We start from the raw sequence: 19,337 nt of genomic DNA, 5'->3' as shown, positions 1-19,337 counted from the left end.
TCTCATATGAAACTCACTCGTTCGTGTGAGTTCTGTGTTGATCGCCAGAACGAGTCGACCGCGAGAACGAGGAAGGCCAGGACATGGGACGCCACCGACGCTCCGACGCCGGCCGCGCCGCCACGGGCCGCGCCACGGGGGTCACCCAAGCCGACAGCTCTTCGCCCGGGAGCCACGACCTGCTGGGCTCGTACGCCGGTGACCGCCCCACGATGGGCATCGCGCCCTATCTGAACCCCGAGGCGTACGCCGAGACCTACGCGAAGAGCGAGGCCTACCTCTTCGCGCCGGAGGACGGTACGGGTGGCCACCTCGCGGGCGGGGGCCGCTCCCCGGCCGCCGACACCGCCGTCCTGCCGGGCGACAGCTTCAGGACCGAGGGCTTCACCACCGACGACTTCGTCGTCGAGGGCTTCACCTCCACCGACTTCACCGCCACCGACTTCACCTCCACCGACTTCACCGCTGACGGCTTCGCGCCCGACGGCGGGGCCCGGCGCGCGGGTGCGCACCGGCGCCGGAAGAAGAAGGCCGCGACGCCGGTGCGCACCGGGCTGCTGGGCGTCTCCGCCGCGGTCGCCCTGGGGACGGTCGCGGTCGCCACGGGCGCCGTGCCCGGCCTCGACAACTACAAGCTCGGCGGCAGCAGCGGCAGCGACAACGTGCAGGCCGGGACCCTGCCGACGAACGCGCCGGCCGAGCTGGGCGGCACGTCGGGCAGCGCCGAGGACCAGTACGGCAGCGCTCCGGCCGGCCCCGGCACCGAGCGCTCCACCTCGCCCGCGCCCTCCTCCCCGTCCTCCCCCTCGTCCTCGTCCTCGCCGGCCGCGCCGACCGCGACGCCGGAGAAGGAGAAGGAGAGGAAGAAGCCGGCGGCCACCGCGAGCAGGAAGCCGAAGGCGACGCCGGAGCAGCCGCGGACGTCCTCGCCGACGCGCGAGGCCTCGAAGAAGCCGCGGACGCCCGGCTCCCCGGAGCTCACCTCCGCGGAGGCCGTCGCCGGCGCCGAGGTGCTCAGGCTGGTGAACGAGGAGCGGGCCAAGGTGGGCTGCAGCCCGGTGGCCGCGAGCAGCGCGCTCACCGGGCTGGCGCAGGACTTCAGCGAGGACATGGCCGCGCGCGGCTTCTTCGACCACACCGACCCCGACGGCGCGACGCCCTGGGACCGGGCGGAGAAGGCGGGGATAACCGGCCTCGGCGGCGAGAACATAGCCCGGGGCCAGGCGGACGCCCAGGCCGTGATGGATGCCTGGATGAACAGCCCGGGGCACCGGGCCAACATCCTCAACTGCGACTTCAAGACGCTGGGCGTGGGCGTCCACTTCGGGTCGGGCGGCCCGTGGTGGACCCAGAACTTCGGCTACTAGGGCCGCCCGGCAAGCCCCCGGTCCGCCCGTGAGGTGGGCCGGGGGGCGCCGGACGGACCCCGGTGGTCCTCAGGCGGCGGTCCGGCCGCGGAGGAAGACCCGGGCCGTCTGCGCCACCCGGCGCCCCAGGTGCTCGGCCGTGGCGATGTCGGCCTTGTGGACGGCCTCCGGGCCCTCGTCGGCGTTGGTCTGGGCGGCGGCGCCGGCGAAGACGCCGAGGCGGTTGAGGTCGTGCTCGGATCCGGTGCTGCTGTTCCAGCCGGGCAGCAGGCCGAGGTTGATCCAGTGCATGCCGAGCTGCGCGGCGAGGATCTGGAAGAACTGCAGGGTGTGCAGCTTGTCGCCGCTCTTGGACGCGGAGTTGGTGAAGCCGGCGGCCAGCTTGTCCTGCCACGCCTGCGCGGCCCAGCGCTTGGAGGTCGCCTCCGCGAAGACGTGGAAGGCGCCGGACGCCGTGCCCATGTAGGTCGGCGAGCCGAACACGACGGCGTCCGAGCCGTCGAGGATCGCCCACTGCTCCTCGGTGATCTCGTCGACCTCGATCAGATGCACCTCGGCACCGGCGTCGGCGGCGCCGGAGCGGACGGCCTCGGCGAGGACGGCGGTGTGTCCGAAGCCGGAGTGGTAGGCGATGGAGACGACGGGGGTGGTCACGATGGACGCTCCTCAGCAGGCTTGACGGGGCAAAACGGCACGGGACGGCTCGGTGGGGCAGCCCTCCACCGGAACCAACGAAAGGAAAGCACTAACTTTTGGTTAGTGCAACCTGTCGGTTAGTGCTGTGCTCGCGTACGCTGGGGACATGAGCGTCACGCAGGAGCGCACCGAGGAGCAGAACCTCCCGTACAACGTGTTCGCCAAGAGCTGTCCCTCGCGCGGCACGCTGGAGCACGTCACGGGCCGCTGGGGCGCGCTCACGCTCGGCGCCCTGCACGAGGGCTCGCTCCGGTTCAACGAACTGCGCCGCCGGGTGGACGGCGTGAGCGAGAAGATGCTGTCCCAGACGCTGCACGCGCTGGAGCGCGACGGCCTGGTGCACCGCGAGGCGCAGCCGACCAACCCGCCCCGCGTGGACTACGAACTGACCCCGCTCGGCCACGAGGTCGCGCGGCGCCTGCTGTCCCTCATCCACTTCCTGGAGGGCAGCATGGACGACGTCCTGGCGGCGCGGGAGCGCTACGACGCCGGCCGGGCCGAGGGCCTCAGGGCGTGAGGCGGGGCGGCCGCTGGCACTTCGGGCAGAAGTAGCTGGACCGGTTCATCCAGGGCCGCCGCCGCATCGGCGTGCCGCAGCGCCGGCAGGGCAGGCCCTCCCGGCCGTAGGCGTCGAGCGAGCGGTCGAAGTAGCCCGACTCGCCGTTGACGTTGACGTAGAGGCTGTCGAAGCTGGTGCCGCCCGCCGTGAGGGCGGCGTTCATCACGTCCCGTACGTGGCCGAGGAGCTGGAGGGTGCGGGGGCGCGTGAAAGTGGCCGTGGGGCGTTCGTAGTGGATGCGGGCGCGCCACAGCGCCTCGTCCGCGTAGATGTTGCCGACGCCGCTGATCAGCGACTGGTCCAGCAGGGCCCGCTTGACGGTGCTGCGCCGGCGGCGCAGGGCCCGGTGGAAGGCATCGTCGTCGAAGAGCTCGTCGAGCGGGTCGCGGGCGATGTGCGCGATGACGTCGGGCAGGCCCTCGGGGCCGGTGTCGTGCAGCGACAGGCCGCCGAAGGTGCGCTGGTCGACGAAGCGCAGCTCGGTCCCCAGGTCGTCCGCGAAGCGCACCCGGATCCTCAGGTGCTTCTCGTCGGGCGCCTCGTGCGGCCGGACGAGCAGCTGGCCGCTCATGCCGAGGTGGGCCAGGACCGCCTGGCCGGTGTCCTCCAGCGGTAGCCACAGGTACTTGCCGCGGCGGCTGGGCGTGCCGATGCGATGCCCCTTGAGCCGCTGCGCGAAGTCGTCGGCACCGGCCGGGTGACGGCGCACCGCCCGCGGGTGCAGCACCTCGGCCTCGGCGACGGTCCGGTGGGCGACCCACCGCTCCAGGCCGCGCCGTACGACCTCGACCTCGGGCAACTCGGGCATGGGCTCCCCCGGAGACGGACCGGTGACGGTGAGGGACCGGTGACCGGTGTGCGAGCCGGGCGCCCGGCCCCGGGCAGGGGCGGGCGCTCGGGTGCTCTGTTGGTCCGTGCGCGCCGGCACGGGTCCGCGCACGGCTGCGCGGTCGCGCACCCCGGCGCCGCTCACCGCGGTGCGGGGCGGCGCCTGCCGGTGCTCGTCAGGCGGAGGCCGACGGGGCGCCGGCCTCCCCGTCGGCGGGTTCGACGACCGCGGTGAGCTGCACCGCCGCCGCCTTCGCGCGCTCGTCCGCCGCGGCCCGGATGGACCGCCACGCGGACTCGGCGGCCTGCTGCTCCGCCTCCTTCTTGCTGCGGCCGGTGCCGGTGCCGTACGAGACGCCTCCGACGCGGGCGGCAGCAGTGAAGGTCTTCTCGTGGTCGGGGCCGGTCTCCGTGACCAGGTACTCGGGGACACCGAGCCCTTCGGTCGCGGTGAGTTCCTGGAGGGACGTCTTCCAGTCCAGGCCGGCACCGAGGTTGGAGGACTTCTCGATCAGGGGGTCGAACAGGCGGTGCACCAGCTCCGCCGCCGAGTCCAGGCCCTGGTCGAGATAGACCGCGCCGATCACCGCTTCCAGGGTGTCGGCGAGGATGGACGCCTTGTCCCGCCCGCCCGTGCCCTCTTCACCGCGGCCCAGCCGGATGAAGGAGCCCAGGTCGAGGCTGCGGCCCACCTCCGCGAGCGCACGCGAGTTGACCACCGCGGCCCGCAGCTTGGCCAGCTGGCCCTCGGGCAGGTCGGGGTGGGTGCGGTACAGCGTGTCCGTGACCACCAGGCCGAGCACGGAGTCCCCGAGGAACTCCAGCCGTTCGTTGGTGGGCAGACCGCCGTTCTCGTACGCGTACGAACGGTGGGTGAGTGCTCGCACCAGAAGGGCGGACTCGACCTTGTAGCCGAGCCGCCCTTCCAGAAGCGTGTGGGACGAGGCCTGGTTGTCCGCAGAGTTTTTCTTCGGCGTGGACACAGTGCCTCTCACCAGCCGCTCAGACCTCGAGGACCTGGCGCTTGTTGTAGGTGCCGCACGACGGGCACGCGATGTGCTGCTGCTTGGGCTCGTGGCAGCGCTCGCACGCAACCAGGGTGGGGACCGCAGCCTTCCACTGCGACCGGCGGTGGCGCGTGTTGCTGCGCGACATCTTCCGCTTCGGAACAGCCACGGCTACTTCTCCTGCTTCTCGTCGACGCCCGCTTCGGCGCCGCTCATCTCGTCCTTCTCGCCGTCCGACATGGTGTCGGCGAGTCCCTGCAAAGCCGCCCAACGGATGTCGACGGCGTCATGGTGGTGGTCCGGGTCGTCCGCCAGCCGTGCTCCGCACTCGGCGCACAGGCCGGGGCAGTCTTCCCGGCACACCGGCTGCATCGGCAGTGCGAGCACCACCGCATCACGCAGCACGGGTTCGAGGTCGAACAGGCCGTCCTCGATGAAGAGCCTGTCCTCGTCTTCCTCGGCGTCGTCGGCCGGCTCCGCCTTGGGGCGGCCCCGGTCGTCGGCGTCAGGGTACGAGAACATCTCCTGGAAGTCCGCTTCGAGCTCCAGCTCCAGCGGCTCCAGACACCTTACGCACTCCCCCTCGGCCCGTGCACGGGCGGTGCCTGTGACGAGCACCCCCTCCATGACCGACTCGAGGCGGAGTTCGAGCTCCACCGGGGCGCCTTCCGGCACTCCGATGACTCCCTGGATACCGAGGTCCCGGGGGGCGTCGACCGTGCGGGTCAGGCGCTGCAGCGCACCAGGCCGCCGGCCCAGCTCGTGCGTGTCGAACACGAGGGGGTTGCGGTGGTCGAGGCGGGCGTTCAGGGCCATTCCTGCTTTCGATCTTCCGAGCTCACGGGGGACGCCGCCCTCCGGTGTTCCGGGGCAGCGTTGATCGCGGACGTACGCGCGACCGAAGAGCCAGGATACTGGACCTTTCGCTCACGGCCCAATCCGGCGCCGGTCTACTGGCCGCGTCCCTGTTCGTAGGCCCGCAGCTGCTCGGCGCTGATCATGCTGGTGTCGAAGAGGCTGGTCTCGTCGAGGGCGTGGTTCTGGTGTCCTTGGTGCCCCTGGTTCCCCTGGTCGCCCTGTGGCGCCTGCTGGGCCTGGTTCGGGTCGTACGCGGCCTGCTGGGCGTCGTAACCGTGGTAGGCGTAGGGGTCGGCCTGCTGGTAGGCGTACGGGTCCTGCTGGCCGTAGGCCTGCTGCTGGTAGCCGCCGTACGGGTCCTGCTGCTGGTAGCCGTAGGCCGCGGCGGGCTGCTGGGCGGGCTGCGGGGGCTGCTGGGCCGGGGTGTCCGCGACGGCGGCCAGGCCGGCCAGGTAGTCCGCGTCGCTGGAGTGCTGGAGGGTGCTGGTGTCGGCGGCCAGCGCGCCGAGGTCGTCGGTGGCGATCCGGCCGTGCAGCTTCTGCCGGCCGCGGCCGACCGCCTCCAGGGTCTTGGCGAGGACCGCCTCGAAGGCGCCGAGCTTGGCGTCGACGTACTCGTCGGCGGTGCGGCGCAGGGTCTGCGGGTCGTGGCTGCGCTCGGGGGCGTCCTCGTCCTCGTAGCCGTTCTCGTCCAGGCCGGGGCCCGTGCCGAGCAGCTTCTCGCGGCCCCGGCCGACCGAGCCGAGGGTCTTGGTGAGGACGACCTCGAAGTTGGCGAGCTTGGAGTCGACGTAGTCGTCCGCCTCGGCGCGGATCTCCTCGGCCTCCTGGCGGGCCTCGGCGAGGATCCGGTCGGCCTCGGCCTGGGAGCGGCGGGCGATCTCGGTGTCGGAGATCAGGGAGCCCCGCTCGGCGTGCGCGTCCTTGATGATCCGCTCGGCCTCCTGGCGGGCCTGCTCGACCAGTTGCTCGCGGTCGCCGATCAGCTCCTGGGCCCGGGCGAGGGAGTCGGGCAGCGCCGCCCGCAGCTCCTGAAGCATCGAGAGCAGTTCCGCGCGGTTGACCACGCACGAGGCCGACATGGGCATCGACCGGGCCCCGGAGACCAGGGTGACGATCTCGTCGAGCTTCTTCTGCACGTCCACCGTGTGCTCGCCACTCTCTACAGCTGTGATGGAGACGGACGGGACGACTGTACGGCCCTGGGGCGTCCGCGGGACAGCGGGTGAGGGTCCGTCGGACCGCGGGGGTCCGGCGGCGCCGCGTCAGCCCTTGCGCAGCTTGGCGCCGAGGGCCTGGAGGACCTCCTCCGGCACCAGGTGGGAGACGTCGCCGCCCCAGGTGGCGACCTCCTTGACCAGGGAGGAGGACAGGAAGCTGTAGGTGGGGTTGGTGGGTATGAAGAGGGTCTCGACGCCGGAGAGGCCGTTGTTCATCTGGGCCATCTGCAGCTCGTAGTCGAAGTCGCTGACCGCGCGCAGGCCCTTGACGATGGCGGGGATGTCGCGCTGCTTGCAGAAGTCGACCAGCAGGCCGTGGAAGGCCTCGACCCGCACGTTGGCGTACTCGGCGGTGACCCGGCGGATCAGGTCGATCCGCTCGTCGATCCCGAACAGGCCCTTCTTGGCCTGGTTGATCATCACCGCGACGTAGACCTCGTCGTAGAGCCTGGAGGCGCGGGCGATGATGTCGAGATGTCCGTTGGTGATCGGGTCGAACGACCCGGGACAGACGGCGCGGCGCACTTGTGATCCCTCGCTCTCCGGTCCGGTCATCGTGCGTCTTCGCACGTAGAGGCGGCGCGACCGTACCAAAACGTTCCCTCGCCGTAGCGACGGGCCCTGAGCGCCTCGAAACCCTCCGGCCACCGGAATTCGCCGCCTCTGGTGCTGCGCTCCACGGTGACGAGGGCTTCCTCCGCGAGCCACCCCTGCGAGCGGAGTGTGAGCAGAATCTCGCGAAGATCGCCGTCGGACACGGCGTACGGGGGGTCGAGGAAGACGATGTCGTACGGCCGGGGCGGCGACGACGTACGGATGATCTGTTCCGCTTTGCCCGACCTGACCTCGGCGCCGGGCAGGCCGAGGGCCTTCACGTTCTCCCGGACCGTGCGCACGGCCCGGGCGTCGGCCTCCACGAGCAGGGTGTGGCCCGCGCCGCGGGACAGGGCCTCCAGGCCGACGGCGCCGGACCCGGCGTACAGGTCGAGGACGCGCTCGCCGTCCAGGGGGCCGCCCAGCAGGGACTGCCAGGTGGAGAACAGGCCCTCGCGCGCGCGGTCGGAGGTGGGGCGGGTGCCGTGCCCCGGCGGGACGGCCAGGCGGCGTCCGCCGGCCCGGCCGGCGATCACGCGGGTCATGTCCTGTTGGTCCTTGTCGGTGTGCGCGGGTGGTGGCCGTTCCCAGTCTGTCAGCCCTTCTCCAGGTACCGCTCCCTCTCCTCGTCCAGCAGGGCGTCCAGCGCGGTGCGCAGGCCGGGCAGGTGCTCCAGGTCCGGGTCGGCCGCGACGAGCCGGGTGGCCTCCTCGCGGGCCTCGCCGATGATCTCCTCGTCCTCGATGACGGCGAGCATGCGCAGGGAGGAGCGGGTGCCGGACTGGGCCTGGCCGAGGACGTCGCCCTCGCGGCGCTGCTCGAGGTCGATGCGGGAGAGCTCGAAGCCGTCGAGGGTGGCGGCGACCGCGTTCAGGCGCTGACGGGCGGGGCTCGCCTCCGGCATCTCGGTGACCAGCAGGCACAGGCCGGGGGCCGAACCGCGGCCGACCCGGCCGCGCAGCTGGTGCAGCTGGGAGACGCCGAAGCGGTCGGCGTCCATGATCACCATGACGGTGGCGTTGGGGACGTTGACGCCGACCTCGATGACGGTCGTGGCGACCAGGACGTCGGTCTCGCCGGCGGCGAAGCGGCGCATCACCGCGTCCTTGTCGTCGGGCTGCATCCGGCCGTGCAGGACCTCGACCCTCAGTCCCTTCAGCGGCCCCTTCGCGAGCTGGTCGGCCACGTCCAGGACGGCGAGCGGCGGGCGCTTGTCGGCCGTGTCCTCCGGGGAGGCGGGGGGCTTCTTCCGGCCCGCCTTCCCGGGCTCGTCCTCCTCGTCGCCGATGCGGGGGCAGACGACGTACGCCTGGTGCCCGCCGGCCACCTCCTCCCGGACCCGCTCCCAGGCCCGGGACAGGAAGTGGGGCTTGTCGGCGGCGGGGACGACATGGCTGGCGATGGGCGAACGCCCGGCCGGGAGCTGGTCCAGGACGGAGGTCTCCAGGTCGCCGAAGACGGTCATGGCGACCGTGCGCGGAATGGGCGTGGCGGTCATGACCAGCAGGTGCGGCGGCTGCTTGCCCTTGCCGCGCAGGGCGTCGCGCTGCTCGACGCCGAACCGGTGCTGCTCGTCCACCACGACCAGGCCCAGGTCGTGGAACTGCACCTTGTCCTCGATCAGCGCGTGCGTGCCGATGACGATGCCCGCCTCGCCGGTGGCCAGATCGAGCAGGGCCTGGCGGCGGGCGGCGGCGCCCATCGAGCCGGTCAGCAGGACGACCTTCGTGGCCTGCTCGGCCCCGCCGAGCATCCCGCCCTCGGCCAGCTCCCCCATCATCTCGACGACCGACCGGTGGTGCTGCTGGGCGAGCACCTCGGTGGGCGCGAGCATCGCGGCCTGGCCGCCCGAGTCGACGACGGCGAGCATGGCGCGCAGGGCGACCAGCGTCTTGCCCGAGCCCACCTCTCCCTGGAGCAGCCGGTGCATCGGGTGCTCGGTGGCCAGGTCGTCGAAGATCTCCCGGGAGACCTTCTGCTGGCCCTCGGTCAGGGTGAAGGGGAGGCGGGCGTCGAAGGCGGTGAGGAGGCCGTCGGGGCGGGGCCGGCGGGGGACGGCCGGGAGCTGGGCGTCGGCGTGCCGGCGGCGGGCCAGGGCGACCTGGAGGACGAAGGCCTCGTCCCATTTGAGGCGGGCGCGGGCGTCGGCGATGTCCGCCTTGGTGTGCGGGCGGTGGATCTTGAGCAGGGCCTCGGGCAGGGGGATCAGGCCCCGGCCCTCGCGCAGGGCGGGCGGCAGCGGGTCGAGGGCCTCGCGGGCGCTGGGCAGGACCGTCTGGACGGCCTTGCCGATCTTCCAGGACTCCAGCTTGGCGGTGGCGGGGTAGAGGGGGATCAGGGCGCCCGCCCAGGTCTCGACGGTCTCCTCCCCCCCGTCACCGTCGCCGCGCAGCAACTCGTAGGCCGGATGGGCGAGTTGGAGGCGGCGGTTGAAGACGGAGACCTTGCCGGCGAACATCGCGCGGGTGCCCGGCAGGAGCTCCTTGTGGGGCTTGTGGACGCCGGCGCCGAAGAAGACGAGCTGGAGCCGGCCGCTGCCGTCCGTGATGGTCACCTCCAGGCGCTGGCCCTTGCCGCGCGGGGCCTTGGCGGAGGCGAAGGTGTGCAGGCGGGCGTCGGCGACCTGGGCGACCACCGTGACGTGCTCGTCCATGGGGAGGTCGGCGAGGTGGGTGAGCTGGCCGCGCTCCTCGTATCTGCGCGGGTAGTGGTGGAGGAGGTCGCCGACGGTGCGCAGGCCGAGGTGCTCGGCCATCACCTTCGCGGTGGCGGGGCCGAGCACCGACTTCAGGGGTTGTTCCAGTGGTTCTCGCAGTGCGGGCACGAGATCCATTGCACACCACGGCACTGACAACGCCGTGGCCGGCCGGGCGGAAGACGGCGCACACGTCTGGGGAAACCCCTGGTCGGACGGCTCCTTCGGGCCCTAGGATGACGCGCTCCGGCCATCCCTCGCGGTCACCGCCTCACCGGGACCGCCCGACCCCGCGCCGTCGCGAGTCCCCCCACCGGCGCTGCGACGATGGATTCCCAGATCTCACAGTCATCCCAGGCGCCCCAGCCGCCCCAGTCCCCTCATACGTTCCAGGTCGACCTGCGCGGTCTGGTGGACCTGCTCTCCCATCACCTCTACTCCAGCCCGAAGGTGTACCTGCGCGAGCTGCTGCAGAACGCCGTGGACGCCATCACCGCCCGCCGCGCCGAGGAGCCCGGCGCCCCGGCCCGCGTGCGGCTGCACGCGCGGGACGGCGCCCTGCGGGTGGAGGACACCGGCGTGGGGCTCACCGAGGCGGACGTGCACGACCTGCTCGCCACCATCGGGCGCAGCTCCAAGCGCGCCGAGGGCCTGCAGGAGGCCCGCTCCGGCTTCCTCGGGCAGTTCGGCATCGGCCTGCTGGCCTGTTTCGTCGTGGCGGAGCGGATCCGGGTCGTCAGCCGCAGCGCCCGTACCCCCGGCGCTCCGCCCGTGGAGTGGACGGCCCGCGACGACGGCTCCTACACCGTGCGCACGCTGCCGCAGGCCGAGCGGCCCGAACCGGGCACCACCGTCCACCTCGTGGCGCGCGCGGGTGCCGCCGAGTGGCTGGAGGCCGGGCGCGTGCTGGCGCTGGCGCGGGACTTCGGCTCGCTGCTGCCGTACGACGTGCGGGTGGGCGACGAGGCGGTCACCGACCTGCCCGCGCCCTGGGACCGCCCGTACCCGGGCCCCGCCGCCCGCCGGGCGGCCCTCGCCCGGCACTGCCACGACCTGTTCGGGTTCACGCCGCTGGACACCATCGACCTGTCGGTGCCGCTGGCCGGCGTACGCGGGGTCGCCTACGTGCTGCCGTCGGCGGTCAGCCCGGCCCAGCGCGCGGGCCACCGCGTGCACCTGAAGGGCATGCTGCTGACCGAGCGGGCCGAACAGCTGCTGCCCGACTGGGCGTTCTTCGTGCGCTGCGTGCTCGACACCGACAGCCTGCGGCCCACCGCCTCGCGCGAGTCGCTGTACGAGGACGAGACGCTGGCCGGCGTGCGGGAGGTGCTGGGCGAAAGGATCCGCGCCTGGCTGACGGGGCTGGCGGCCGGTGATCCGGAACGGCTCTCGGCCTTCCTGTCGGTGCACCACCTGGGCGTGAAGTCCCTGGCCCGGCACGACCGGGAGATGCTGCGCACGATGCTGCCGTGGCTGCCGTTCGAGACGACCGACGGGCGGCTGTCGCTGGAGGAGTTCGCGCAGCGCCACCCGGTGGTGCACTTCACGCGGACCGTGGAGGAGTACCGCCAGGTCGCGCCGATCGCGTCCGCGCAGGGCATCGGGGTGGTCAACGGCGGCTACACCTACGACGGCGAACTGGTCGAGGCGCTGCCGTCGGTGCGGCCGGGCACGGTCGTCGCCGAGCTGGACGCGGACACCGTGACCGCGCACCTGGACGCCGTCGACCCGGCCGAGGAACTGGCCCTGTCGGGCTTCCTGGCGGCCGCGCGGGCCAGGCTGGACCCGCTGGGCTGCGACGTCGTCCTGCGGGCCTTCCACCCGCTGTCCGTGCCCGCGCTGCACCTGGACGACCGTCAGGCCCGGCACGAACAGGCCCGGGCCGAGGCCGAGGCGCAGGCCGACGACCTGTGGGCGGGCATCCTGGGCTCGCTGCGCGGCAGCGCCCCGCGCGCACGTCTGGTGCTCAACCACCTCAACCCGCTGGTACGGCGGATCAGCGCGCTGCCCGACGCGGAGCTGATCGGCACCGCCGCCGAGTCCCTGTACGGGCAGGCCCTGCTGATGGCGCAGCGGCCGCTGCGGCCCGCCGACTCGGCGCTGCTGAACCGCGCCTTCATCGGCCTGCTGGAATGGGCCACGCACCGCGAGGACGGTCACCGATGAGTGAGATCACGGACTTCGACGCGCTCCGCCGGGCGATGGCGGAGAACTCCGAGCAACCGGAGGGACCGGCCCGCAACGCGCGCGCGGAGCGGCTGCTCGCCGAGGCCGAGAGGCTGAACATCCCGCTCGCCGTGATCGAGGCGCTCGGACACCAGCTGAAGGTCTACAACTACAGCTCCGAGAAGGACAAGATGTTCGTCCCGTTCGCGCGGCTGCTGCGCATGTGGGACGAACGCCCCGAGGACTTCGACGAGTACGAGACCCACTCCCTGCACTGGGTCTTCAAGTGGGTGTCGGCCGGCATGCTCGGCCAGCCGCACGTCCCGCTCGCCTCCATCGAGAAGTGGCTCGGTGAGATGGAGCACCGCTACCGGCTCGCCGGGTACTCCGAGCGAGCCGTGCGCAGCGCGGAGTTCAGCGTGGCCGCGCACATCGGGGACGTCGGGCGCGCCGAGCGGGCGTACGCCGCGTGGCTGGCCGCGGAACGCGACGGCATGGCCGACTGCCACGCGTGCGAGCTGCACGGACAGGGCTGGTGGCAGTCGCAGCGGGGCCGGGACGCCGAGGCGCTCGACCTGTGGCGGCCGGTGCTGGAGGGCGAGTTCACCTGCGCCCACGAACCGCACACCGTGCTCGCCTCCTCCCTGGTGCCGCTGCTGCGGCTGGGCCGCCCGGACGAGGCGCGCGCCAACCACCTGCGGGGCTTCCGGCTCGTACGGGCCATGGAGAGCATGCGCGGCGCGTACGCGGACCACGTGGAGTTCTGCGCGCTGACCGGCAACGAGGCACGCGGCCTGGAACTGCTCGCCGAGCGGCCGGCGTACTTCACGGACGACGGGGATCCGCGCAGCAAGCTGGACTTCCTGTGCGTGGTGGCCCTGCTCATGGACCGCCTGACCGGTCTCGGGCTCGGCGGGCGGCAGGTGCCGGGGCCGGCCGGGCGGGCGTGGACCGCGCGCGAACTCGCCGCGCACGCGCGTGCGGAGGCCCTCGCGCTCGCCGCGCGCTTCGACGAGCGCAACGGCACCCCGTACGTCGGCGAGCGGGCACGCGCGCGCATGGACCGGCGGCCGCTGGTGGAACGGCTGCCGCTGGGGGTGCGGTCGGCGCGTCCGGCCCCGGCCGCTCCGGTGGCGGCTCCCCCGGTGGCCGCGCCCGCCGGGGAGGCGGATCTGCCGGCGCTGCTCGCCGAGGCGCGGCGGCTGTCGGACACCCTTCAGCCGCACGCCGTGGAGGCGTGGGCGGCGGTCGCCCGGGCCGCGCGGGACACCCGGCTGGACCCGCGCGACCGGGCGGAGATCGCCGACCACGAGGCGATGGGCCTGGGCCCCGGGGGAGCCGGGCTCTTCGAGCGGGCCGCCGCGCTGTACGCGGAGGCGGGCGACCCGGGGGAGGCGCTGGCGGCACGCGCGCGTGCGGCGTACGCACGCGCCCTGGCGGGGGACGTGGACGAGGCGCTGGCCGCGGTCGCCGAGCCCTACGACACGGTCCTCGCGCTGTACGCGCGGGGCGGCACACAGGTCCTGCAGACGGCGTCCGTGGTGATGGCGCGGGCGCGGATCCTGATGCGTCGGGTGCACGCGTGCGAGGAGCCCGGGCGGGAACAGGGCCTGGCCGGCGCACAGGCCGACGCACAGGCCGCCGCCCGGGAGGTGCTCGCGCTCGTCGGGGAGCGCACCGGGGAGGACGTGCGGCTCGCCGCGCGGGCCGCGGAGGCGCGGGCGATGCTCGCCGAGCTGGCGGGCCGCGGCGGGGACCTGGCGGAGGCGGCGCGGCTGTTCGCGCGGGCCGCGGCCGAGTTCGTCGAGGCGGGGCTGCCGTGGTTCGCGGTGGAGTACGAGGCCCGGCTGGCCTCCCTCGCCCACCACCTCGGCGACATGGCCGAGGCGGAGCGGGCCCTGAGGGCGGCCCTGGAGCACGGCGGGCCGCACGTGGAGCCGGCCGGACGGGCCCAGCTGCACCTGCAGCTCGCCGAGGTGCTCGGCGGGCGGGGAGCGGCCGGGGAGGCCGCCGGGCACGCCCTGGAGGCGGCGCACTGGGCCGACGAGGCCGGCGAGGGGGCGGTCCTGGGCGCCTGGGCGCGGCACCAGCTCGGCGGGTTCCTGCTGCGGCAGGGGCGGTGGGCCGAGGCCGCGGAGGTCCTGGAGTCGGTGCTGCCCGACCTGACGGCCGAGACGCACGGCGACGGCGCGATCGTCCAGGCGCAGTGGTGGCTCGGCGACTGCCTGAGCGAGCTCGGCGAGCACCGGGCGGCCGCCGAACGGCGTCTGCAGGCCGCCGAGATCGCCCGGCACTGGCCCGAGCAGCAGGACCACGCGACCCTCGCCCACCTCGCCGGTGAGTCCCTCGGGGAGGCGGGGCTGGCCGAGGAGGCGGAGCGGGCGTACGCGCGCGCGGGCGACCTGTGGCGCGAGCTCGGCGACGTCCACGGCCTGGTCCGCTCCCTGCGTGCGCGCGCGTGGCTGGTGCTGCGCCTGGAGGACGGCCCGGACCGGGCCCGCGGCCTGATGGCGGACGCGGTGCGGGAGTGCGAGGCGGCGCTGGCCTCGGCACCGGACCCGGCGGCCGGGGAGGAGTCCCGGCGGCGGCTCGTCGCCGAACTGGGCCACACCCACCGGCAGTTCGGCGACCTGCTGGCCCACTCCGCCGCCGGGAGGGCGCAGGGGGCGCGGGACGCCGGGGACGCCGCGGTCCGTGCCGTGCTGGAGGAGGCCCTGTCGCAGGCGGTGCGGGCGGCCGGGGTGTTCGCCTCCCTCGGGGACGCCGCCCTGCCCGGCCGCACCGGCGCGGAGCTCGCCGCGGGCCGGCTGGAGGCCGACCTGGGCCGCCCGGCCGAGGCGGCGGCACGCGCGCGCGGCGTACTGGCGGCCTGCGAGGCGTACGACGGCCCCGACGGCGGCGAGGCGGTACGGGCCCGGCGGGCGGAGGCGGAACAGCTGCTCCACCTCGTGTCGGAGACGACGGACGCACCAGACGCGCCGGACCCGGCGGACCCGGCGGACCCGGCGGACCCGGCGGACCCGGCGGACCCGGCGGACCCGGCGGACTGAGGTTACGCGGCGGACTGAGGTTACGCGGCGGCTACTCGACCCCGATGAGCAGCAGCGCTCCCTGCCGTCCGCCCCGGTAGACCACCGTGTCGACGGCGAGGTACCTCTCGCGGACCCGGGCCTGCAGGTGCTCGGCGACGGAGTCGGGCGCCTCGTCGCCGAGGACCAGGGTGACCATCTCGCCGCCGGCCGCGAGCATGCGGTCCACGACGGTCTCGGCGGTGGCCGTGACGTCCGAGCCGATCACGGCCACGTCGCCGTCGACGAGCCCGAGGACGTCGCCGGCCTGGCAGATGCCGGCCATGGTCCAGGACTGCCGTTCCGCGACGGTGACCTCGGCGTAGCGGGTGGCGCCCGCCGCCGAGGTCATCGACACGACGTCCTCGTCGAAGCGCCGCTCCGGCTCGTGCACGGCGAGCGCCGCGATCCCCTGCACCGCGGAGCGGGTCGGGATGAGGGCCACGCGGATGCCCTCCGCGCGGGCCTGCTCGGCCGCCGCGGCGGCGGTGTGGCGCAGTTCGGCGTCGTTGGGCAGCAGCACGACCTCGCGCGCGTGCGCCCGCCGCACGGCCTCCACGAGCTCCCCGCTCGCGGGCGGCTCCCCCGGCCGCGCCAGCACCGTGGTCGCGCCGGCCTCGGTGTACAGCCCGGCCAGGCCCTCGCCGGGCACCACGGCCACGACGGCCCGCTGGACGCGTTCCCGGGGCGACCGCCCGGCGCCGGCGGTGTGCACGTCGCCGGCGCCGAAGTGCGTGATCCGGATCCGGTACGGCCGCCCGGCCTCGACGCCCGCCTCGACGGCGGCACCGGCGTCGTCGACGTGCACGTGGACGTTCCACAGCCCGTCGCCGCCGACCACGACCAGCGAGTCCCCGAGGGCGTCGAGCCGCTCCCGCAGGCGCGCGACGGCGGCGTCCCCGGCCTCCAGCAGGTAGATCACCTCGAAGGCCGGACCGCCGTGGCCGGCCGGCGCGGGCACGGCTTCGGCGCCCTCGCCGAGGCCGCCGGCGGGGCCGGCCCCGCCGGCGCACGCCACGGGGGCAGGGGGTGCCGCCGGGGCGGGGAGTCCCACGAGAGTGTCCGGCCCCGCCCGCCCGGGGGCCTTCGCGCGCGCGTGCCCGTGCCCGGCCGCCCCGTCCCCGGGGGCCACGCGCGCGTGCTCCCCGGCGACCGGCCCCCTCGCCACCGCCCTGGGAACCTCCCCCGTGAACGTCTCCACCAGTGCCGCGAGCACCGCGACCAGGCCCCGGCCGCCGGCGTCGACCACCCCGGCCCGCTCCAGGACGGCCAGCTGCCCCGGTGTCGCGGCGAGGGCCGTGCACGCCCCCTCGTAGGCCGCCCGGGCGACCGCCCCGCAGTCGCCCTCGACGCCGCCGGCCGCGTCGGCGGCGGCCGAGGCGACCGTGAGGACCGTGCCCTCGACGGGGTGGGCCACGGCCTGCCGGGCGGAGTCGGCGGCGTGCCGCAGGGCGAGCCGCAGGCCCCGGGCGTCGGCGCGGACCGTCCCCTCCTCGGCGGCGAGCACCTGCGCCATCCCGCGCAGCAGCTGCGCCAGGATCGTCCCGGAGTTCCCGCGGGCGCCGATCAGCGCCCCGTGCGCCATCGCCCGCGCGGCCTCGGCGAGCGTGGGCCCCCCGGCGTCGCCGGGACCGGCCCCGTGCCCCGCGAAGACCGCCTCGACCGCGCCGACCGCCGACTCGACGGTCAGGTACAGGTTCGTTCCGGTGTCCCCGTCGGCCACGGGATAGACGTTGATCGCGTCGATCTCCTCGCGCGCCCGCCCCAGCGCCTCGAGCGCGAGACCGCACCAGGCGCGCACCGCGAGAGCATCGAAGAATGTCTGCGGCACCTGCGCCACCTGCGCCTCCCTGAGCTGCTGGACGTGGCACGCAGCGTAGACCCCGGGGCGGTGCCCGGCGGAAGAGGGCCGAGGCCGGGCCCCGGGCCGCCGTGGTAGTTTCGTTGCACGGGCGCAGTCGTTGTATGCTGCTCCGGTTGCCCGATCCTGGTCGGGCCTTTCCCCCTGGCAGCGCCACTCAGATCCCTGCCGGCTCCTGGAGCCCTAGGATCTCGATCCCGGCATGCCGGGATTAACCGTAAGTGCATCTGAAGTCTTTGGAGTGACCCGTGGCTGCCAACTGCGACGTCTGCGGCAAGGGGCCGGGCTTCGGCAACAACATCTCGCACTCGCACCGCCGTACGCCCCGTCGCTGGAACCCGAACATCCAGCGCGTGCGTACCGTGGTCGGCGGGACGCCGAAGCGCGTGAACGCTTGCACCTCGTGCATCAAGGCCGGCAAGGTCTCGCGCTGACGCTCATCCCCCAGCTCTCGACTTCACTCGAGCCAGGGGGAGCCCCCTCACGCGCGGCCTCTGCTGGTTCGCTGCACTGAGCCGGTCCACCTCACGGTGGGCCGGCTCTCTGCCGTGCCCGGGCGCGGCACCGCCGGGCCGGCTCAGCGGGCGTCCCCGCCGAGCGCCCACCCGTGGTCCACCGGCCCGATCCCGCCGCCGAGGGCGAACCCGGCCGCGATCGCCCCGGTGACGTACTCCTTGGCCGCCGCCACCGCCTCGGGCACGGACCGCCCCTTCGCGAGCTGGGAGGCGATCGCCGAGGCGAGCGTGCAGCCCGTGCCGTGGGTGTGCCGGTTGTCGTGCCTCGGCGCCCGCAGCCAGTGCTCCTCGGACCCGTCGGTGAGCAGGTCCACGGCCGCGCCCGACAGGTGCCCGCCCTTGATCACCACCCATCGGGGCCCGTACGCCAGCACGGCGGCCGCCGCCCGCCGCAGGTCCCGCTCCGACCCGACGCGCACCCCGGTGAGCTGGGTCACCTCGTCGAGGTTCGGCGTGGCGACCGTGGCGACCGGCAGCAGCCTCGTCCGCACGGCGTCCAGCGCCGAGGCCGCCAGCAGCGCGTCCCCGTGCTTGGACACCCCCACCGGGTCGACCACCGCCGGCGCGTCCGTCCCGGCGATCAACTCGGCCACCGCCTCGACGAGTTCCGCCGAGGCGAGCATCCCGGTCTTGACCGCCTGGACGCCGATGTCGTCGACGACGCTGCGGTACTGGGCCCGCACCGCCTCCACCGGCAGTTCCCAGACGCCCTGCACGCCCACGGAGTTCTGCGCGGTCACCGCCGTGACCACGCTCATGCCGTGCACGCCGAGCGCGAGCATGGTCTTCAGGTCGGCCTGGATGCCCGCGCCCCCGCCGGAGTCGGAGCCCGCGACCGTCAGCACCCGCGGCGGCGGCACGTTCGCGGCGCTCACGACTCGATGTCCCCGAAGTGGTCCCAGCCGCCCTGGGTCGTCCACGGCGCCCCGTCGACGGTGACCTGGGGCAGTGCCGAGGGGTTGAGGACCTCGCCGATGACCTTCCAGCGGGCGGGCAGCTTCACGTCCGGCGGGAAGGTCGCCACGATCGCGTGGTCCTCTCCCCCGGTCAGCACCCACTGCATGGGGTCGACGCCGACGGCCTGCCCGATGTCGTTCATCTGGGAGGGGATGTCGACCGCCCCGGAGCGGATGTCGATGCGCACCTTGCTGGCCTCGGCGATGTGCCCGAGGTCCGCGATCAGCCCGTCGCTGACGTCGCACATCGCGGTCGCGCCGAGCGCGGCGGCGGCCGGCCCCGCGTGGTACGGCGGCTCGGGGCGCCGGTGTGCCTCGACGAACGCCCGCGGCGAGCGGAACCCGCGCGACAGCACCGCGTACCCGGCGGCCGACCAGCCCAGCCAGCCGGTCACCGCGACGAGGTCGCCGGGCTGCGCTCCGGCCCGCGTCACGGGCTCCTGGTTGCGCAGGTCGCCGAGCGCGGTGATCGACACCGTGATGGTGTCGCCGCGCACCACGTCGCCGCCGACCACGGCGGCGCCCGCGACCTGGCACTCGTCGCGCAGACCGTCCATCAGCTCGGTCGGCCAGGTCACCGGCAGTTCGGCGGGCACGACCAGACCGAGCAGCAGCGCGGTCGGCACGGCTCCCATGGCGGCGATGTCCGCGAGGTTCTGCGCGGCGGCCTTGCGGCCCACGTCGTAGGCGGTGGACCAGTCGCGGCGGAAGTGCCGCCCCTCCACGAGGATGTCGGTGCTGGCCACGACCCTGCGGTCGGGCGCGGCCACCACCGCGGCGTCGTCGCCGGGGCCGACCCGGACCGCCGGGGTGGTGGTGAGACGGGAGGTGAGCTCCCTGATGAGCCCGAACTCCCCGAGCTCACCAACAGTGCCCTTCATTGCCCTTTCTCCCCTTCTGTCCCTGTCCGTGCCCGGTCGCGAGTCCCTTGCGCCCTCGCTACGGTC

The 19,337-nt window shown here is 74.2% G+C and carries 17 protein-coding genes; 5 read left to right on the top strand and 12 right to left on the bottom strand.

The window, feature by feature from the left end; genetic code table 11:
- Positions 1–83 precede the first annotated feature (83 nt).
- Positions 84–1,367, top strand: coding sequence for a CAP domain-containing protein (locus AB0L29_RS09035; protein ID WP_365824897.1), 1,284 nt, complete (start codon positions 84–86; stop codon positions 1,365–1,367).
- Between the two features lie 69 nt (positions 1,368–1,436).
- Here AB0L29_RS09035 and AB0L29_RS09030 read toward each other — a convergent pair whose 3' ends face one another.
- Entirely contained in the window at positions 1,437–2,021 is a 585-nt protein-coding gene (locus AB0L29_RS09030; protein WP_365824895.1) for a flavodoxin family protein, read from the bottom strand.
- Between the two features lie 148 nt (positions 2,022–2,169).
- Between AB0L29_RS09030 and AB0L29_RS09025 the strand changes: the two genes are divergently transcribed.
- A complete protein-coding gene (locus AB0L29_RS09025; protein WP_365824893.1) occupies positions 2,170–2,580 on the top strand; it encodes a helix-turn-helix domain-containing protein in 411 nt (136 codons plus the stop codon).
- Here the strand turns inward: AB0L29_RS09025 and mutM are convergent.
- The 8 genes from mutM to recG all read right to left on the bottom strand — a co-directional run bounded on the left by mutM (position 2,570) and on the right by recG (position 9,962).
- The gene (gene mutM, locus AB0L29_RS09020) at positions 2,570–3,430 is read right to left on the bottom strand and encodes a bifunctional DNA-formamidopyrimidine glycosylase/DNA-(apurinic or apyrimidinic site) lyase (protein ID WP_365824891.1); all 861 of its coding nucleotides are present in this window, start codon (positions 3,428–3,430) and stop codon (positions 2,570–2,572) included. The two genes, AB0L29_RS09025 and mutM, sit on opposite strands and share 11 nt — an antisense overlap.
- A gap of 196 nt (positions 3,431–3,626) precedes the next feature.
- Positions 3,627–4,433, bottom strand: a complete 807-nt coding sequence (gene rnc, locus AB0L29_RS09015; protein ID WP_365824889.1) for a ribonuclease III — start codon at positions 4,431–4,433, stop codon at positions 3,627–3,629.
- A 19-nt stretch (positions 4,434–4,452) separates the two neighbouring features.
- Positions 4,453–4,626 (bottom strand): 50S ribosomal protein L32, encoded by a 174-nt coding sequence (gene rpmF, locus AB0L29_RS09010; RefSeq protein ID WP_003951102.1) that lies wholly within the window; start codon positions 4,624–4,626, stop codon positions 4,453–4,455.
- A 2-nt stretch (positions 4,627–4,628) separates the two neighbouring features.
- Positions 4,629–5,273 carry a YceD family protein gene (locus AB0L29_RS09005; RefSeq protein WP_365824887.1) on the bottom strand — a complete coding sequence of 215 codons (645 nt, stop codon included), beginning with the start codon at positions 5,271–5,273 and terminating at the stop codon, positions 4,629–4,631.
- A 134-nt stretch (positions 5,274–5,407) separates the two neighbouring features.
- Entirely contained in the window at positions 5,408–6,460 is a 1,053-nt protein-coding gene (locus AB0L29_RS09000) for an ATP synthase F0 subunit B (RefSeq protein ID WP_365824885.1), read from the bottom strand.
- Between the two features lie 120 nt (positions 6,461–6,580).
- Positions 6,581–7,060 (bottom strand): pantetheine-phosphate adenylyltransferase, encoded by a 480-nt coding sequence (coaD, locus tag AB0L29_RS08995; RefSeq protein ID WP_365825159.1) that lies wholly within the window; start codon positions 7,058–7,060, stop codon positions 6,581–6,583.
- A gap of 26 nt (positions 7,061–7,086) precedes the next feature.
- The gene (gene rsmD, locus AB0L29_RS08990) at positions 7,087–7,674 is read right to left on the bottom strand and encodes a 16S rRNA (guanine(966)-N(2))-methyltransferase RsmD (protein WP_365824883.1); all 588 of its coding nucleotides are present in this window, start codon (positions 7,672–7,674) and stop codon (positions 7,087–7,089) included.
- Between the two features lie 50 nt (positions 7,675–7,724).
- On the bottom strand, positions 7,725–9,962 hold the full coding sequence (recG, locus tag AB0L29_RS08985) for an ATP-dependent DNA helicase RecG (RefSeq protein ID WP_365824881.1): 2,238 nt from the start codon (positions 9,960–9,962) through the stop codon (positions 7,725–7,727).
- Positions 9,963–10,151: 189 nt separating this feature from the next.
- Here recG and AB0L29_RS08980 point away from each other — a divergent pair, with 189 nt between their 5' ends.
- Together AB0L29_RS08980 and AB0L29_RS08975 are read left to right on the top strand one after the other, a co-directional pair.
- Positions 10,152–11,990: an HSP90 family protein gene (locus AB0L29_RS08980; RefSeq protein WP_365824879.1), complete on the top strand. Its 1,839-nt coding sequence runs from the start codon at positions 10,152–10,154 to the stop codon at positions 11,988–11,990.
- The gene (locus AB0L29_RS08975; RefSeq protein WP_365824877.1) at positions 11,987–15,040 is read left to right on the top strand and encodes a tetratricopeptide repeat protein; all 3,054 of its coding nucleotides are present in this window, start codon (positions 11,987–11,989) and stop codon (positions 15,038–15,040) included. Before AB0L29_RS08980 ends, AB0L29_RS08975 begins: the two co-directional genes overlap by 4 nt.
- A 31-nt stretch (positions 15,041–15,071) precedes the next feature.
- Here the strand turns inward: AB0L29_RS08975 and AB0L29_RS08970 are convergent, their stop codons facing one another.
- On the bottom strand, positions 15,072–16,898 hold the full coding sequence (locus AB0L29_RS08970) for a DAK2 domain-containing protein (RefSeq protein ID WP_365824875.1): 1,827 nt from the start codon (positions 16,896–16,898) through the stop codon (positions 15,072–15,074).
- Between the two features lie 269 nt (positions 16,899–17,167).
- On the opposite strand from AB0L29_RS08970, the gene rpmB reads away from it, so the two are divergent.
- Positions 17,168–17,353, top strand: coding sequence for a 50S ribosomal protein L28 (gene rpmB / locus AB0L29_RS08965; RefSeq protein WP_004924906.1), 186 nt, complete (start codon positions 17,168–17,170; stop codon positions 17,351–17,353).
- A gap of 143 nt (positions 17,354–17,496) precedes the next feature.
- Here rpmB and thiD read toward each other — a convergent pair whose 3' ends face one another.
- Both thiD and AB0L29_RS08955 read right to left on the bottom strand, forming a co-directional pair.
- A complete protein-coding gene (gene thiD, locus AB0L29_RS08960; protein ID WP_365824873.1) occupies positions 17,497–18,309 on the bottom strand; it encodes a bifunctional hydroxymethylpyrimidine kinase/phosphomethylpyrimidine kinase in 813 nt (270 codons plus the stop codon).
- A complete protein-coding gene (locus AB0L29_RS08955) occupies positions 18,306–19,271 on the bottom strand; it encodes a thiamine-phosphate kinase (protein WP_365824871.1) in 966 nt (321 codons plus the stop codon). The genes thiD and AB0L29_RS08955 overlap by 4 nt, the downstream gene beginning before the upstream one ends.
- Between the last annotated feature and the right edge of the window lie 66 nt (positions 19,272–19,337).

It is taken from the genome of Streptomyces sp. NPDC052701 (genome assembly GCF_040678355.1).
Lineage (GTDB): Bacteria > Actinomycetota > Actinomycetes > Streptomycetales > Streptomycetaceae > Streptomyces.
The sequence above is the reverse complement of the archived record's forward strand: the minus strand, read 5'-3'. Positions and strand labels throughout refer to the sequence as shown.